Raw genomic sequence first — 15,714 nt, 5'->3', positions numbered from 1 at the left:
TGCGAAACCAGACAAAACCGCTCCGGCGATTCTTGTCTCATTTGGAAGGAGATGGCATGCACGATCACGATCATGGCCACGACGGACAGGGTAGCATGCCCGTGTACCAGTTTCTCGGCAACATTCTCGGCTATCCGCTTGACGAGACCCTGCTCTACAATGTGAGCGATCCGGCGTTTTGGGCTGGTCTGCGGGAGAGCCTCGAAAACGAGCGCACCCACGACGCACTCGATCATGTCGAGGCGGCGGTCGCCAAGCTGGCTGACATTCCCGAGGACCATCGCAAAATGGCGATGGATGCCGAGTACGCCCAGACCTTCCTGCTGCCAGACGCACCCATGCCTCCGCTCGAGAGCGCGTACGGGCTCGATGGGGGTACCATCTACGATGTGGCCCACGAGCTGGGCGTCGAGACAAGCATCCAGCGCTTCTTGCCGGATGACCACATCGCCAACGAGCTCTTCATGCTCGTGCCGCTCGACTACCTTCAGCAGCCAAGCGACGAGCAGCTCAAGACGCTGGCGGCCTTCTTCGAAGAGCACCCTCTTGCCCTTTTGCAGCGCATGCTCGACAACGAGCAAGCTGAGCAGGACGGATCAGGCTTCTATCGTGCCATCGTGGAGCTTGCGCTTGCGTGGCTCCAATGGGACCTGGATGCGTTCGAAGGTAATTAGGCAAAAAGCCTAAAAAGACATACATCAGACATACCGCAGAAGGCTCGGCCGACCCCGTTGAGGGGTCGGTCGTTCTTTTTTCTGGATTTTCTGCCTAAAAAATTATGTCAAATAGAAATATATGAGATATACTATGCACGCCTAATGCACTACTAATAGATATACATATTACATAAACGTAGCCAAAGGCAAGAACAATGATGAAGTCGACGACCATACGCATGGACGACGATCTGAAGAAGGAAGCCAGCGCAAAGCTCGACGCGCTTGGACTGAACTTCAACACCTACGTCGTCATGGCAACGAAGCAACTTGTTGCCCAAAACCGTATTCCGTTTGACCTCGTCGTTCCCGACACGCAGTCGGAGGACGAGGACAAGCGGGAAGAGGCGTGCTAGGGAATCGGTTTCATCGGGAAATACAAGGCGGGAACGGATAGCAGTACAAGGGTGGTTTAAATGTGGATTTCCAGGCTGTTCAATCGTGAAGAAAACGCAATCTATATCCGTCGGCACTGGATCTTTAACAGGAGAAGCTCCGGCGTCGTAGCCTACGGCCGTCGTTACAGCTAGACCAAGACGCTGCAACGTTTGGTTCGGATGTCTCTGGGGCATCTGCTATAGGAAGCTCATCTGTCGTCTGCGTGCGGACGATAGGTGAGCTTTCCGCCTTTTTAGGGGCGGTCATCTGTGGGGACACGCGACTCTCTCGCCATCCTGATGTCGGGATGCTGTCGAGGGGAGCGGTAATCCCTTGATATCATGACGACATACATGCATGGAGGGATCCCTCCACGTGACGGTGTCTTTCTATGGAAAGGAAGTGTTGCCGTGGGAATTACGAGAAGTATGAAGAAGCGCGGTGCCTGGCTCGGACGAATCACCCTATCGGCTGCTCTAGCTGCCAGCCTGGTCGGGGTTCCGGCGGCTGCATTTGCCGCCCCGGGTGCGAACTCCACCAGCGTCATCGCGCAATCCGTTGCCGAGTCCAATGCATCGGATCCCTTTGCCTGGTCAACCTTGGCTTCTGCCGATAGCCTGCGGGCGACGGCGGACCTGCCGGCAAAGTTTGACTTGCGCGATAAGGGAGCGGTTACTCCCGTCAAGCTCCAGAATCCCTGGGGTTCGTGCTGGGCGTTTGCCGTTGCCGCGGCATCCGAGACGAGCATCCTCTCCGAGGCCAAGGACAAGGGCATCGACATAGACACGCCGGACCTCTCTGAGCGTCACCTCACCTGGTTCACCTATCAACCACTGCCCGAGGGTGATGACTCGAATCAGGGCGACGAGGGCATGATAAGCACCAAGGAGGGCGTGAACGCCCCCTTCACATCGGGCGGTATGATGATCTATGGTACCTCGCTGTTCTCCTCTGGCATTGGTCCCGTCCCCGAAGAGGATGTGCCTTACCAGGGCAAGGAGGGCAAGGTAGATTCCAGTGGCATCTACTATAGCTCCGACGATGACTGGTCGGTGGATGAGAGCCAGCGCTTCCGCCAGGGCGTCGAGCTGCAGGAGTCTTTCCAGCTCCCCTCCCCAGGGGATTGCTACGAATCGGATGGCTCCTTCATCGAGGGCGGTCAGGAGACCCTGGCTGCGGCGAATACCGCAATCAAGGAGCAGCTGCAAGCCGGTCATGGCGTTGCCATCGCCTTCATGGCCGATCAGTCCCGCCCTGGCCAGATCACCAACACGGGATACATGAACCCGCAGACCTGGGCACACTATACTTACGACAAGGTCCCCATCACCCATGCCGTGACCATCGTGGGCTGGGATGACAGTTATTCGAAGGAGAACTTCGGCAATCCCAATCCCGCGACGGGCGAGGTCGATCCCAGCCACCAGCCTCCGGGAGACGGCGCCTGGATCGTCAAGAACAGTTGGGGCTCCAAGGATGGCGGGTTCCCCAATGAGGTTCCCGGTGGCTGGGGAATAGACGGGAGCGGTTACTTCTATCTCTCGTATTACGACAAGACCATCTCCAAGCCCGAGACGTTCGACTTTGACGTTGAGTCCATCGTTGACGAGCGCGAGTCCTACTCGATTTACCAGTACGACTACATGCCGTCGCAGAGCACGGCGGCACAATCCGATACCCGTCAGATACAAGAGGCCAATGTCTTTGCCTCGGCCGGTGGCCAGACGGTGCGCAAGCTGACCTGCGAGACGACGCGGCCGAATACCGAGGTGACCTTCGAGGTCTACCAACTGGACGAGGATGCGACGACTCCCGTCCAGGGTGAGAAGCTCGCGACCGTCAAGGCAACGTACGATTTTGGTGGATTCCACACCATCGACTTGGGCGATCAGGCCTTCTCCCTGCCCGAAGGCGAGCTTTTCTCCGTGGTGCTGACCCAGAAGTGCCTGGATGACGGCAACTACTACGTGAGCTTCGACACCGGTTTTGACAAGAACACATGGGAGAAAATCTACGACCAGAACTATGAGAAATATCACGATACCATCTTTGCCAAGATGGTCGAAACCCTGAGCAACGCACTCTGGGAGCGCGAGTACGGCACAGCGAAGGCCGAGGGCAAGACCGACGAGGAGGCAAAGGCCGCGGCAAACGCCTATGTCGAGGATCCCGGCAAGGTGGAGGAGATAAAACAGCTCGCAGAAGAGCAAACCGTGGAGCAGGTCAAGAACATGTCGCCTGCCTTCTACTCGAAGAGCGTGGTAAACGAGGGCGAGAGCTTCCTCTTTGCCGCTCCCGACGAAGACCCTGGCGCTGACCTTGCATGGAGGGACTTCTCCAAGGACGCACGGGACATCGATGCGCTTGCCGGCACCCAGATAGACAACTTCCCCATCAAGGCCTATGCCTACGAGGATCCTGCGGCCGACGAGGACCTCAAGAAGCTCGAGAGCAACGCAAAGTGGGCCAAGGACCTGATGGACAGTGCCGTTGCCAGCAAGGACGGATCCGACGTGCATCCGTCCAAGTACTGGGTACCGACTGACGTTTTCACCGAGCTGGAGACGAGGACGAAGCAGGCCGAGGACCTGATCGCCTCCGACAAGCCCACGCAGCTCAACATCGACAAGGCACTCTTCAACCTCGAGAAGGCGATGACGGACTTCAGGAACGCCCGCAAGGCCGGTACCGAGGGCGCCTACGATCCCGAGCAGACGGCCATGTACCGCCTGTACAATCCGAATTCCGGCGAGCATTTCTACACGGCGAGCACGGCCGAGCGTGATGCGACTGTCGCGGCCGGTTGGAATGACGAGGGCGTTGGCTGGATTGCGCCAGACGAGTCAACGACGCCCGTGTACCGCCTGTATTCGGGCACCGACCACCACTACACGACTTCGACCGTCGAGCGCGACTACCTGGTTTCGGTGGGTTGGGATGACGAGGGCGTCGGCTGGTATTCCGACGATGCCCAGGGGGTGCCTCTGCACCGCGAGTTCAATCCCAATGTCGATCCGAGTGCACCTTTCAACAATTCCGGATCGCACAACTACACCACGAGCGAAGCCGAACGTGACTATCTCGTGAGCATAGGCTGGAGATACGAGGGCGTTGGCTGGTACGGCATGAAGTAGGGGGATACCTTTTCCCGGAATCGACGGCGCAGACCCAGAATCGGGCCTGCGCCGTTTTTTGTCACTTCGAGCGGAGCTACGGCGTCCCTTATTGTCATCTCGAGCGAAGCGAAGCGGAGTCGAGAGATCTCTCTCGCTGGTGGAGGAGATTTCTCCACTCCGCGGCCTTGCGGCCGCTCCGGTCGAAATGACAAGAGGGGCGGCACCCGATCGCCGCTCCGGTCGAAATGACAAGAGGGGCGGCACCCGATCGCCGCTCCGGTCGAAATGACAAGAGGGACGGCACCCGATCGCCGCTCCGGTCGAAATGACAAAGAGGGGCTTCGGCCGCAATGGCGACGGGCGCTAGTGGCCGGCGTGGATGGCGTCGTAGGCCGTGAGCCACTTCTGGGCATGCGTGGGAGTGCCCTTCGCGTCTGCGGGCATCTTCGTTTCGGAGTACTCGCGGGCGAGCTCCACGGTATAGGCTTTGACGCCACGTTCCTTGCACCACTTGAACCAGCCGTCGGCACCAAAGTTATATCCCTGGATGACGAGCTGGATCTCAGTTGCGTCATTGGGGGTGATGGTGCCGAGATAACTCTCCCAGAGCTGGAGATTCTGCTTAAACTCCATGACGCCGGCGTAGATGGACGCCTCGGTCGACTCGGCGGAGATGCCGCGTTCGGGCCAGCCGTTCATGACGATCCAGCCATATGCGCCCTCTGCGGCCTGCATGATATCGCCATCGACGTTGAGTACGCTTTTGACGTTCTTATCGCCACCCGATTCGACGACCATGGCCGCAAGCAGGCAATCGACCCATTCCGTGTCAAGGTTGCAATCTTTGCATGCCTGCTGGACGACGGGACGATATTGCTCGCATGCGGCGTATTTTGCCGTGTCGGTCTGGGAGAAGAGCGCGGCGGCGCCGGCGATGGCAATGACGATGCAGAGCACGATAACAAGCACCATGCGCGATGCCTTGCGGGGCGTCTTCACGCGCTTGAGATTACGGCTGTTGACAGCGCCTCTGAGGTTGACCTGGCGCTGGGCAGCTGCTTTGACCGAGCTGCGCTTACCCGTGATGGGAGGACGGGTTGAGCGCGAGCGGCTCGAGGAGCGTGAACGTCCCGAAGCGCTTCGACGTGTTCGATTAGAAGTTTGGCTCATGCGCTCGCTTCGTTTTGGGGTCACTTCTACTCTTGCGGCTGGGCCTGGTCCTGGCCTTGGGCGGTGCCCTGGGCTCCTGCCTGGGCGGCGCTTGTCGCCATGACGACCTCGGTGAGCGCATCGACGACCTCGGCGGAGCTGCATCTGCTCATCACGGCGGCACCGTATTGGTCGCCCATGCTGAACGAATACGTGCCGTCGCCGTTATCGATGACGGCAAAGGAGATGGAACTGCCCGTCGTCTCGTCCTGGACCGTGAGCTTGTTGTCATCACCGACCGTAGCCGGGCCGATGAAGACGGCTGATGCGCTGGACTCGGGGACGACCAAGACGAGGATGGCGTTCTCACCATCGGCGCCGCCAGCGTAGTAGAGCTGCTCGCCCACGGGCGTTGTGCCCTTGTAGTACTCGCTCATGCCGGTGACGGCCTGCTCGAAGACGCTGCGAACCTCGTCGGAAGACATGCTCGAAGCCGTCGCATCCTCGGGATTGCCTTCCTCGGCACCTTCCGTGCCGCTTGCATCCGAAGATGCCGCGGAACTCGAAGCCGAGCTTTGCGAGGAGTCCGATGAGCCGCCACCGCAGGCGGTCATGGCGAACAGGGCGAGCGCGAGTGCGCAAACGCAAGAGATGACGAGTATGAACGAGCGCTTCATGATGGCTCCTTTGGCATTGTCGAGACGTTGTGCAAACGATACCACATGCTCCATTCATGTAAGATATCTCGTGGCAAATAAGCCACGAGATAATTGGAGGCCTGGGAATGGTTTCTCGCGTTTACGTCGAAAAGAAGCCCGAGTTTGATGTCGAGTCAAAGCAGCTGGAGGCGGAGCTTCGCACGTTGCTTGGAATCGAGGGGCTCGAGAGTTTGCGCACAATCCGCCGCTACGATGTCGAGGGTATTGATGACGAGCTCTTCGAGCAATGCGTTCCCACTGTTTTTAGCGAGCCCCAGGTCGATATGGCGCATCGTCGCCTGCCCACTCTCACCGATGACTCCGTGCTCTTCGCCGTCGAGTATCTGCCCGGTCAGTTCGACCAACGAGCGGATTCGGCGAGCGAGTGCATCCAGTTCGTCTCGTGCGGCGAGCGTCCCGAGGTGCGCAGCGCGACGCTGTACCTGCTTGAGGGCGATCTGAGTGATGATGACATCGCTGCCATCAAGCACTATGTCATCAATCCCGTCGAGGCGCGCGAGGCCTCGCTCGATGAGGTCGAGACGCTCAAGACGGAGTATCCCGAACCAGCCGACGTCGAGGTGATCGAGCACTTTATCGATTATGACGACGAGGTCCTGGAGATTTTCATCCGCGAGCGCGGGTTGGCGATGGACCTCGCCGACATCAAGGTCTTCCAGGATTACTTCGCCAACGTCGAGCATCGCGACCCGACCATCACGGAAGTGAAGATGGTCGATACGTACTGGTCCGATCATTGCCGTCATACCACCTTTGGCACCGAACTTACCGACATCGAGATAGATGACGAGATTGTCCAAGCCGCTTTCGATGCATACCTGGACATGCGTCATGAGCTTGGGCGCGACGAGAAGCCCGTCTGCCTCATGGACATGGGCACCATTGGCGCGAAGTATCTCAAGAGCAAGGGCATCCTTACGGGCCTCGACGAGAGCGAGGAGATCAACGCCTGTACCGTCAAGGTCAAGGTCGATGTCAACGGCGAGGACGAGGACTGGCTGTTCCTCTTCAAGAACGAGACGCACAACCACCCCACCGAGGTCGAGCCCTTTGGTGGTGCGGCAACCTGCATCGGCGGCTGCATTCGCGACCCGTTGTCTGGTCGCTCCTACGTGTACCAGGCTATGCGTGTGACGGGTGCCGCCGACCCGCATACTCCCATTGCCGAGACGCTTGCGGGCAAACTGCCCCAGCGCAAGATCGTGACGACGGCGGCGCATGGCTATTCGAGCTACGGTAACCAGATTGGCCTGGCAACGGGCCAGGTCAACGAGCTGTACCATCCGGGCTATGCGGCCAAGCGCATGGAGATCGGCGCCGTGGTGGGGGCGACGCCCGCCGACCACGTACGGCGCGAGACGCCGATCGCGGGCGACAAGATCATCTTGCTCGGCGGCCGTACGGGCCGTGACGGCATCGGCGGTGCGACCGGCTCGTCCAAGGCGCATAACGTCTCGAGCATCGAGACCTGCGGTGCCGAGGTACAGAAAGGCAACGCGCCGGTCGAGCGCAAGCTGCAGCGCCTCTTCCGCCGCAAGGACGCCTGCCGGCTCATCAAGCGCTGCAACGACTTTGGCGCAGGTGGCGTGAGCGTCGCCACGGGAGAGATCGCCGATGGCCTGCTCATCGACCTCGACTGCGTTCCCAAGAAGTATGACGGCTTGGACGGCACCGAGCTCGCCATTTCGGAGAGCCAGGAGCGCATGGCCTGTGCTGTGGCAGCGGAGGACGTGGACGAGTTCCTCAAGTACGCCGAGGAGGAAAACGTCGAGGCTGTCGTCATCGCGACCGTCACCGAGGAGCCGCGCGTGCGTATGACATGGCGCGGGGACACGATTGTCGACGTAAGCCGCGAGTTCCTCAACTCGAATGGTGCCTCCAAGCAGATGAACGTGCATATCGTCGCTGGCGAGGACTATGCGCCGCGGTGGGAGGGCTCGACTTTCGCCGAGCGCATGAAGAGCGTCGTTACCGATCTCAACGTCGCCTCGAACAAGGGCCTCGTCGAGATGTTCGACTCCACCATCGGCGCCAATACGGTGCTCATGCCCTTTGGCGGCGCACGGCAGCTCACCACTCCCATGGCAATGATCGCCAAGCTTCCCGTCGAGGGCGAAACCACCACGACGAGCGGCATGGCCTGGGGATTCAATCCGTATCTATCGTCGGCCAATCAGTTCAAGGGCGCGTATCTCGCGGTTGTCGAGAGCGTGGCAAAGCTCGTGGCCGCGGGCTTTGCTCGCAAGGACGCGTATCTGACCTTCCAGGAGTACTTTGGCTCGCTGCGTGACGTCCCCGAGCGCTGGGGCAAGCCCGCCGCGTCGCTGCTTGGCGCGCTCATGGCCCAGGTCGATTTGGGCGTGGGCTCCATTGGTGGCAAGGACTCCATGTCGGGCAGCTTCGAGGACCTCGATGTTCCACCCACGCTCGTGAGCTTCGCGACGGCCGTCGGTACGGTCGACCATGCGATGAGCCCCGAGTTCAAGGGCGCTGGGCACATGGTGCTGTGCATCCATCCGTTCTACGAAGCCGATGGGCTCATGCCCGAGAAGGACGGTCTGCTCGAATGCCTCGACACGGTCGAGCGTCTTATCAAGGACGGTCAGGTGCTCGCCGTGGGCACGCCGGGCTTCGGCGGAGATGCCGAGCTGCTCTTCAAGATGTGCCTGGGTAACGGCATCGGTCTGCGCATCAACGACGAGGTCGATCTCGACACACTGTTCGTCAACGCGTACGGATCTTTCGCCGTCGAGATGGCACCCGGAGCGGAGCTTCCGGAATCGACGGAGAACATGCACGTGGTTGACCTGGGCGAGACCATCGAGGAATACGCGATCATTGCCGGTGGGCAGACCGTGCGTCTTGCCGTGCTGCAGGAGGCATGGGAGAGCGAGCTCGAGGACGTCTTCCCGTATCGTGAGGATGGCGGCGGGGTCGACATGATCAGCGATGCGAGCCATGTGCCGCTCACGTATTGCGGCAATCTTGCCAAGCCGCGCGTCATCATTCCGGTCTTTCCAGGCAACAATTGCGAGTACGACACGGCGCTCGCCTTCGAGCGCGCCGGCGCCCTGCCCGAGACCTTCATCATCAACAACCTGACGCCGGATGCGGTTGCAGAGAGTACGCGTGCCTTTGTCGAGAAAATCGACAACAGCCAGATCATCATGATTCCCGGCGGCTTTTCCGGTGGCGACGAGCCCGATGGCAGCGCCAAGTTCATCACGGCGTTCTTCCGCAACCCCAACGTGACGGAGGCGGTGCGCCGTCTGCTCAACGATCGTGATGGCCTCATGCTGGGTATTTGCAACGGTTTCCAGGCGCTCGTCAAGCTCGGATTGGTGCCCTATGGCGATATCGTCACGACCGATGCAGGCTGTCCGACGCTCACCTTCAACACGATTGGCAGGCACCAGAGCCGCATCGTGCGCACGCGCGTGGCGTCCAACCTGTCGCCGTGGCTCTCGCGCTGTGAGGTGGGCGACATCCATACCGTCGCCATCAGCCATGGCGAGGGACGCTTTGTCGCCAACGATGACACGCTCGAGCAGCTTATCGAGAGCGGGCAGATCGCGACGCAGTACGTGGGTCTGGATGGCATGCCGAGCATGGACCTCGACGTGAACCCCAATGGCTCGGTGCTCGCCATCGAGGGCATCACGAGTCCGGACGGGCGCGTGCTCGGCAAGATGGGGCACACCGAGCGTTGGAGCGCGGGCGTGTACCAGAACATCCCGGACCTGAGCTACCAGCCGCTCATTGAAGGCGGCGTGGGGTACTTCACGGAGTAAGGTGAGTCGCTAGGCGCGACCCCGCGCCTAGCGACTACAGGTTCAAACAATAACTCCTATGCGTTTTTGATGACGCCTCGTTGGAATAGCTCCTCCTTGTCGGTGTATACTGTATACATCAAGATGGAGGGCGTTATGCAAACTGCTGTTGTCTCGGGCCGAATTGACCAAGCCATAAAGGAGCGCGCAGATCGCGTCATACGCGCATCGGGCCTTACAGTGGCCGATGTGATCAAGGCCACGTGGTTCTCGATCGCCCAGACGGGGGAGTTGCCCGAGGCTCTGACCGCGCCTGCCAGCAAGCCGGTTCCAAGCGCCCAGTTCTCTCGCTTCGTCGAGTTCGTGGAGACGCTTCCGCCAGCGCCCGAGGCGTTTGCAGGTATGTCAGATGCGCAGATGAAAGACCTTCTGGGTGAGCGCGATGTATAGGATCTTGCTCGACACCAATATTCTCCTGGATAGTGTTATTCCCAATCGTCCTCAGCATGACGAAGCGCTTGCGTTGCTGAGGTGGTGCAACGGTAGTGGAGATTACGGATTTGCGGCAGCGACTTCCTTCAACGACGCCTACTACATCTTGTGTCGGGCTTACAGCGAGGCGATTGCGCGCGAGGCGCTCGAGAACCTTCTGGGCCTCGTGGCGGTTGCTCCCGTTTCCGCAGAGGAATGCGACCGCTCCCTTCGGAGCAACGAGCCCGACTTCGAAGACGGGCTCGTCCGTGCGTGCGCAGAGCTGAACGGGGCTGATTTCATTATCACACGTGATGAGGACGCCTTTGTGGGCAGCAAGGTGAAGAGCGTCACGGCCAAGGAGTTCCTCCTCACGGTCGATCATGAGGATAAGGAGCTGATGGCCGCACTCCTGGATGTCTAATGAGACAGTTGCTCAGAGCAACTGTCTCATTCGAGTGTCAGTCACCTACGCGTTCTTGAGGAACGCCTCGTAGCCCTTGCGGGCCTCGTAGATGTCGGCCTTGCTCGTGATCTCCCAGGGAGCGTGCATTGAGAGCACGGCCACGCCACTGTCGATGACGTTATATGCTAGCTATGCAGTTATTACATAGGCTCTATGAAAAAAAGCGCCTATGCACCAGCGCCTCGCGCACTAATAATTAATTCTAGAAGAGCATACATTATCCGAAGGAGGCATGCTTTATGTTGAGCAGGCAAGCGCAAGAATGCATCGATGCGATGCGTGCGGCAAATATGGTTGAAGGCTTTCGCAACCCGCAATTGTTTGCTCAGATAATCGACGGAAGCCGCATTGCCCAACAGTCCGATAAAAAGATGCTTGAGATTCCTGTCTCTGTCTTAAGAGATGCAAGGATTGAAATTTCGCAGATTACGGACACTGCAGAGCTCGTGACCTTGCTTCCAAAAGAGGCAGATGATTCGAGAGGTGTCAGCAATGTCCACGTCATTTATATCCATGGCGGAGGATATGTGTTTCCGGCCGTGCCCCCACACTACTTTTTGTCCGCTCGTTTGGTGCGAGAGCTAAGATGTGGTGTATCACTGCCCATGTACCCTCTGCTCCCTTCAGCTTCAATCAAGGAGATTCTTTCTTCATGTCTTGAGGCATACGAAACGATTAGAAATAGGTATCCGGACAAAAGGATTGCCCTTATGGGGGACTCCGCCGGAGGGGCGCTGGCTATTGCTATTTCGCAAATATGCGCAGAGAGGGATCTCGCGCAGCCCGATCTTCTGATTCCATATTCCCCGTTTGTAGACTTGATGGGAGTTGTTGCGGATCGCGAAGGCTATAAAGTGGATGATCCTCTGCTCGATTGGTATGGGAGCAGAGAGATAGCGCGGTTGCTCGTGGAAGGAACCGAAAACGCTCCTGACGCTTTTCCGCCCGATCCGTTTTATGGGCCAAAGAAGGGTTTGGCTCCCATGTTGGTGCTATGTGGCACGCTTGAAGAGCTTTATCCAGGTATCCGCGAATTCGTCAGGGCTATTTCGTGCTCAGGTGGGGATGTCGAGTTCATTGTGGGTGAGGGATTGCACCATGCATATCTTTTGAATCAAGGAGAGGGCATCCCTGAGGTCGAGGACGGGATGCAGCGTGTTATCGAGAGGCTTCGTGAGCTTGGTTTGCAATAGGGATACTAACTGCTCAGGGTTTCTCGACGCTCTCTATGAAGCGTTTGGTGGTTGCGTTGACTGTCGAGGTCTTGTATGCGAAGTATGCATTGAATTGTAGAGGGGGCTCAATTCTGAGTACGCGAAGCGACGGGTTCATTTTAAAAAGCGGACGCATGTAGTCGGGTATTGCAAAATACCCATTATTTTCAAGAACTGTTGTGGCTACAATTTCGAGCTCGTCGACAGACAATATCTTTCTTGGTTGAAAACCGGCATTAAATAACGCGTTGTTGAGCACTCGTGTCGTGTCATTCATTTTTAAACATACGAGAGGCCTGTCGCCGATATCTTCAGCGGTTATGAAGTCCATCTTTGCCGTCTTGTTGGTGAGGGGTACTGCGAGATTGAGATGCTCTTTTCCAACTTTCACATATGTGAGCTGCCCCTTATCCTGGAACTTGTTGGTTCCCACGAAACCTACGTCGAGTCTGCCTGCAACCAGGCCATCGATGATGTCATTGGGCTTGAGGGTAATGAATGTAAACCTGACATCAGGATTTTCTTCACGGAATTGTTTTGCCAACGGAATGGCATAACGATCGGCTGTCATGGCCAGTATGCCAAAATGAATCGAATGAGTATTGAATTTCTTTACGGCGCTTATTCGGTCGACAAGGCTGTCATATGAACGCAAGATATTGGTGAATGAGTTATATACTTCCTCGCCCAGATCGGTGAGCTCGAGTCCCCTTGAAGATCGGGCAAACAAATCGGTTCCAAGTTCCGTTTCGATCGCCTTGATATGTCTGCTTAGAACTGGCTGCGTCAGGAAGAGATTCTGGGCTGCTTCAGAGATGCTTTTGCAATCCGCAACAGTGAGAAACTCACGAATGAACTCAATTTGCATATCTGTGCCTCCCCTCGATTCTATTCTAGTCCTGAAATCCCTCTGCAACATGCAACGCCGTGTTCTCGTTTTTAGCGTGATGCACGTCTAACTGCAGGTATGCATTTTTGACATATGCATTATGAAATCATAGTGACTGTTCAAGCAGCCAAGCCCCTTCCAATAATACGTTCGGAGGGAATTCTCAACGTTCATCGCGCGCAAAACGTATCGAGAATTCTGAGAAAAGAGAGAGCGTCTTTTTGAAGGAGGTAGGATTTCGTGGCTGACAAGAAAACAGTTATCAAGGCAACGGGTCTGAACTCGTTCGGCATCGGTGCGAATGTTGCCGAGGTCGATGTGCAGGATGACAAAATTATTCGCACACGCCCGCTGCGCTACGACAAAGAGTACTCCGTGGAGCATCTCAAGCCGTGGACCATCAAAGCAAGAGGAAGCGAGTTTCATTCCGGTCTCAAGACCATGCTTCCGCCATATGCATACGCATACAAGAATCGTGTGTATTCGAAGAATCGCATCCTCTATCCAATGAAGCGCGTTGATTGGGATCCCAAGGGAGAAAGGAATCCCCAGAATCGAGGAAAAAGCAAGTTCGAGCGTATCTCCTGGGATGAGGCAACTCAGATCGTCGCCGATGAGGTTATGCGCGTCAAAGACACCTACGGTTTGTCGTCGGTGTTTGTACAGGCCGATGGACATGGCGAGACGAAGGTTATCCACGCGTCGCATGGATGCCCGACACGCCTCATGAACCTTATCGGCGACGATTGGACCTATCAGGCTCGCCAGCCAGACTCCTGGGAAGGTTGGTACTGGGGAGCAAAGCACATGTGGGGCGAAGACCCGTTGGGTCAGTTCGAGATCGGCAACCTTCTTCTGGACATCGCCGAGAACTCCGACATGCTGCTTCTGTGGGGCTGCGATATGGAGACGACGACCTGGGGTTGGCAGGGGCAGCTTCCCAGCGCCTATTGCTTCTGGCTTACCGAGATCGGTGTTCAGCAAGTCTATATCTGCCCTGATCTCAACTACGGCGCAGCGGTGCATGCTGACAAATGGATTCCTGTTCTTCCCAATACGGACTCTGCGTTGCAGGCGGCTGTTGCCTATGTCTGGATGACGGAGGGTCTCGTTGACCAGGAGTATATCGATACGCATTCCGTGGGCTATGATTGGTTCGAGTACTATATTCTCGGCAAGGAAGATGGGCAGCCCAAGACGCCTGAATGGGCTTCTCCTATCTGCGGTGTTCCCTCCCGCCAAATCAAAGCGCTTGCCCATCAATGGGCAAAGCGGGCCACGAGCATCGGCCATGGCAATGGCGGATCGTTTATTCGCTCCACCTACTCTCATGAGCCTGCGCGTTTCGAAGCCGCGCTCATGACCATGATGGGTCTTGGCAAGCCCGGTCGTAACATTGTCAAGTTCATCGAGTGGTACATGTACGGCCTGCCGTCTCAGCAACCGGCTCCCTGCTATTCGAGCAACATGATTGTTGGTGCGGCCTACCATGGCTGGGACTTCCAGGAAACCAAGTCTTCCATTCCCAAGACTCTGGTTGCCAAGGCGCTCCTTGGCGATTATACGGCCGAGAATCCCTTGACTTGGATGGGCTACACCGTGTGCTCCTGGCCACGTGAAAACCAGTTCCAGCAGTATCAGTACCCCATTCCGGGAGCTGAGCCGATTCACATGATTTGGACGGACACTCCGTGTTGGACGACATGCTGGAACGGTGGCAACACCATGGAGGACGCGCTTCGCGATGAGAGAATCGAATGCGTCGTTGCTCAACACCCCTGGATGGAGAACGACTGCCTCTTCGCGGATATCCTGCTTCCCATTAACACCAAGTTCGAGGAAGAGGATGTCGGACAGGATAATGGTGGCGGCCAGTTTGGCAGCATCTTCTATGAGGCGCAGGCAGTTGAGTCGCTCGGAGAATCGATGAGTGACTATGAAGCCGTTGGCGAAGTTGCCAAGAAGCTCGGCCTCTACGAGGAGTACACCGAGGGCAAGGACGTCAGGGAGTGGGTCAAGGTTGGCTTTGATTGCGCTCAGCAAGGCGCTCCCGACAAGATGACGTTCGATGAGTTCTTGGAGAAGGGCTATTACGTTGCCCCCACGATGGAGGACTGGGAAGACCTGCCCCGCGGTTGGGAGAATTTCTGCAATGACCCCGAGGCGTTTCCTCTGCAGACTCCAACAGGCAAAATCGAATTCTACGCAACGGGTCTCGCGGAGCACTTCCCTGATGACAAGGAGCGCAGGCCGGTTCCGCATTCCATCCAGTATGGCACCCGCCATCAGGAGAGCCTCCTGTGCGACCGCGCGCAAGAGTATCCCTTCTTGATGGTGTCGAATCATCCTCGTTGGCGCGTTCATGCGAACATGGATGATATTCCTTGGATCCGTGAAATCCCGACCTGCAAGGTAAAGGGACCTGATGGCTACATGTACGAGCCCGTCTGGATCAATCCGAAAGATGCGGCTCCCCTTGGAATCATCAGTGGCGACATCGTGAAGATTTACAACCAGCGCGGTTGGGTCTTGGGCGGTGCTATTGTGACCGAGCGCATTCGCACCAATACCGTTTATCAGGATCATGGCGCTCGTCTCGATCCCATCGAGCCAGGTGTTTCCGATCGTGGAGGTGCCAATAATCTTATCGCTCCTTCGAAGATTACATCCAAGAACGCTGCGGGTGAAGTCACCAGTGGCTTCCTCGTTGGTATCGAGAAAGTCGACGTTTTCAGACTCGCAGAGGAATACCCCGAGGCGTTCAATCGTCCTTATGACCCTGCCGAGGGCGTTGACATCACCAGCTGGATTAAAGAGGAGGCATAA

At 57.3% G+C, this 15,714-nt stretch carries 10 protein-coding genes and 1 pseudogene; 8 read left to right on the top strand and 3 right to left on the bottom strand.

Annotation, left to right across the window (positions count from 1 at the left end; translation table 11 throughout):
* Positions 1 to 56 precede the first annotated feature (56 nt).
* The 3 genes from DBY20_08990 to DBY20_08980 all read left to right on the top strand — a co-directional run bounded on the left by DBY20_08990 (position 57) and on the right by DBY20_08980 (position 4,228).
* On the top strand, positions 57 to 674 hold the full coding sequence (locus DBY20_08990; GenBank protein ID PWL77490.1) for a hypothetical protein: 618 nt from the start codon (positions 57 to 59) through the stop codon (positions 672 to 674).
* Positions 675 to 874: 200 nt separating this feature from the next.
* Positions 875 to 1,072, top strand: coding sequence for a hypothetical protein (locus DBY20_08985; protein ID PWL77615.1), 198 nt, complete (start codon positions 875 to 877; stop codon positions 1,070 to 1,072).
* Positions 1,073 to 1,435: 363 nt separating this feature from the next.
* On the top strand, positions 1,436 to 4,228 hold the full coding sequence (locus DBY20_08980; GenBank protein ID PWL77489.1) for a hypothetical protein: 2,793 nt from the start codon (positions 1,436 to 1,438) through the stop codon (positions 4,226 to 4,228).
* Positions 4,229 to 4,573: 345 nt separating this feature from the next.
* On the opposite strand, the gene DBY20_08975 is transcribed toward DBY20_08980, so the two are convergent.
* Complete coding sequence (locus tag DBY20_08975) at positions 4,574 to 5,524, bottom strand: hypothetical protein (protein ID PWL77488.1); 951 nt, start codon at positions 5,522 to 5,524, stop codon at positions 4,574 to 4,576.
* 619 nt (positions 5,525 to 6,143) lie between these two features.
* On the opposite strand from DBY20_08975, the gene DBY20_08970 reads away from it, so the two are divergent.
* The 3 genes from DBY20_08970 to DBY20_08960 all read left to right on the top strand — a co-directional run bounded on the left by DBY20_08970 (position 6,144) and on the right by DBY20_08960 (position 10,743).
* The gene (locus tag DBY20_08970) at positions 6,144 to 9,869 is read left to right on the top strand and encodes a phosphoribosylformylglycinamidine synthase (GenBank protein PWL77487.1); all 3,726 of its coding nucleotides are present in this window, start codon (positions 6,144 to 6,146) and stop codon (positions 9,867 to 9,869) included.
* 69 nt (positions 9,870 to 9,938) lie between these two features.
* Positions 9,939 to 10,298 (top strand): hypothetical protein, encoded by a 360-nt coding sequence (locus DBY20_08965; protein ID PWL77486.1) that lies wholly within the window; start codon positions 9,939 to 9,941, stop codon positions 10,296 to 10,298.
* The gene (locus tag DBY20_08960; GenBank protein ID PWL77485.1) at positions 10,291 to 10,743 is read left to right on the top strand and encodes a hypothetical protein; all 453 of its coding nucleotides are present in this window, start codon (positions 10,291 to 10,293) and stop codon (positions 10,741 to 10,743) included. Before DBY20_08965 ends, DBY20_08960 begins: the two co-directional genes overlap by 8 nt.
* Before the next feature lie 45 nt (positions 10,744 to 10,788).
* Here DBY20_08960 and DBY20_08955 read toward each other — a convergent pair.
* Positions 10,789 to 10,905, bottom strand: a pseudogene (locus DBY20_08955) (hypothetical protein).
* 119 nt (positions 10,906 to 11,024) lie between these two features.
* Between DBY20_08955 and DBY20_08950 the strand changes: the two are divergent.
* Entirely contained in the window at positions 11,025 to 11,978 is a 954-nt protein-coding gene (locus tag DBY20_08950) for a hypothetical protein (protein PWL77484.1), read from the top strand.
* A 13-nt stretch (positions 11,979 to 11,991) separates the two neighbouring features.
* Here the strand turns inward: DBY20_08950 and DBY20_08945 are convergent, their stop codons facing one another.
* The gene (locus DBY20_08945) at positions 11,992 to 12,918 is read right to left on the bottom strand and encodes a hypothetical protein (GenBank protein ID PWL77483.1); all 927 of its coding nucleotides are present in this window, start codon (positions 12,916 to 12,918) and stop codon (positions 11,992 to 11,994) included.
* A gap of 210 nt (positions 12,919 to 13,128) precedes the next feature.
* On the opposite strand from DBY20_08945, the gene DBY20_08940 reads away from it, so the two are divergent.
* The gene (locus DBY20_08940) at positions 13,129 to 15,714 is read left to right on the top strand and encodes a dehydrogenase (GenBank protein ID PWL77482.1); all 2,586 of its coding nucleotides are present in this window, start codon (positions 13,129 to 13,131) and stop codon (positions 15,712 to 15,714) included.

This window comes from Coriobacteriia bacterium (assembly GCA_003149935.1).
Lineage (GTDB): Bacteria > Actinomycetota > Coriobacteriia > Coriobacteriales > QAMH01 > QAMH01.
This window is presented reverse-complemented; position numbering and strand designations above follow the sequence as displayed.

Bases quoted from the DNA above. Each gene is read 5' to 3' on its own strand.
- DBY20_08985 (PWL77615.1), top strand. From the start codon at position 875: ATGAAGTCGACGACCATACGCATGGACGACGATCTGAAGAAGGAAGCC.
- DBY20_08965 (PWL77486.1), top strand. From the start codon at position 9,939: ATGACGCCTCGTTGGAATAGCTCCTCCTTGTCGGTGTATACTGTATAC.
- DBY20_08990 (PWL77490.1), top strand. From the start codon at position 57: ATGCACGATCACGATCATGGCCACGACGGACAGGGTAGCATGCCCGTG.
- DBY20_08970 (PWL77487.1), top strand. From the start codon at position 6,144: ATGGTTTCTCGCGTTTACGTCGAAAAGAAGCCCGAGTTTGATGTCGAG.
- DBY20_08950 (PWL77484.1), top strand. From the start codon at position 11,025: ATGTTGAGCAGGCAAGCGCAAGAATGCATCGATGCGATGCGTGCGGCA.
- DBY20_08960 (PWL77485.1), top strand. From the start codon at position 10,291: ATGTATAGGATCTTGCTCGACACCAATATTCTCCTGGATAGTGTTATT.
- DBY20_08980 (PWL77489.1), top strand. From the start codon at position 1,436: ATGACGACATACATGCATGGAGGGATCCCTCCACGTGACGGTGTCTTT.
- DBY20_08975 (PWL77488.1), bottom strand. From the start codon at position 5,524: ATGCAGCTCCGCCGAGGTCGTCGATGCGCTCACCGAGGTCGTCATGGC.
- DBY20_08945 (PWL77483.1), bottom strand. From the start codon at position 12,918: ATGTTGCAGAGGGATTTCAGGACTAGAATAGAATCGAGGGGAGGCACA.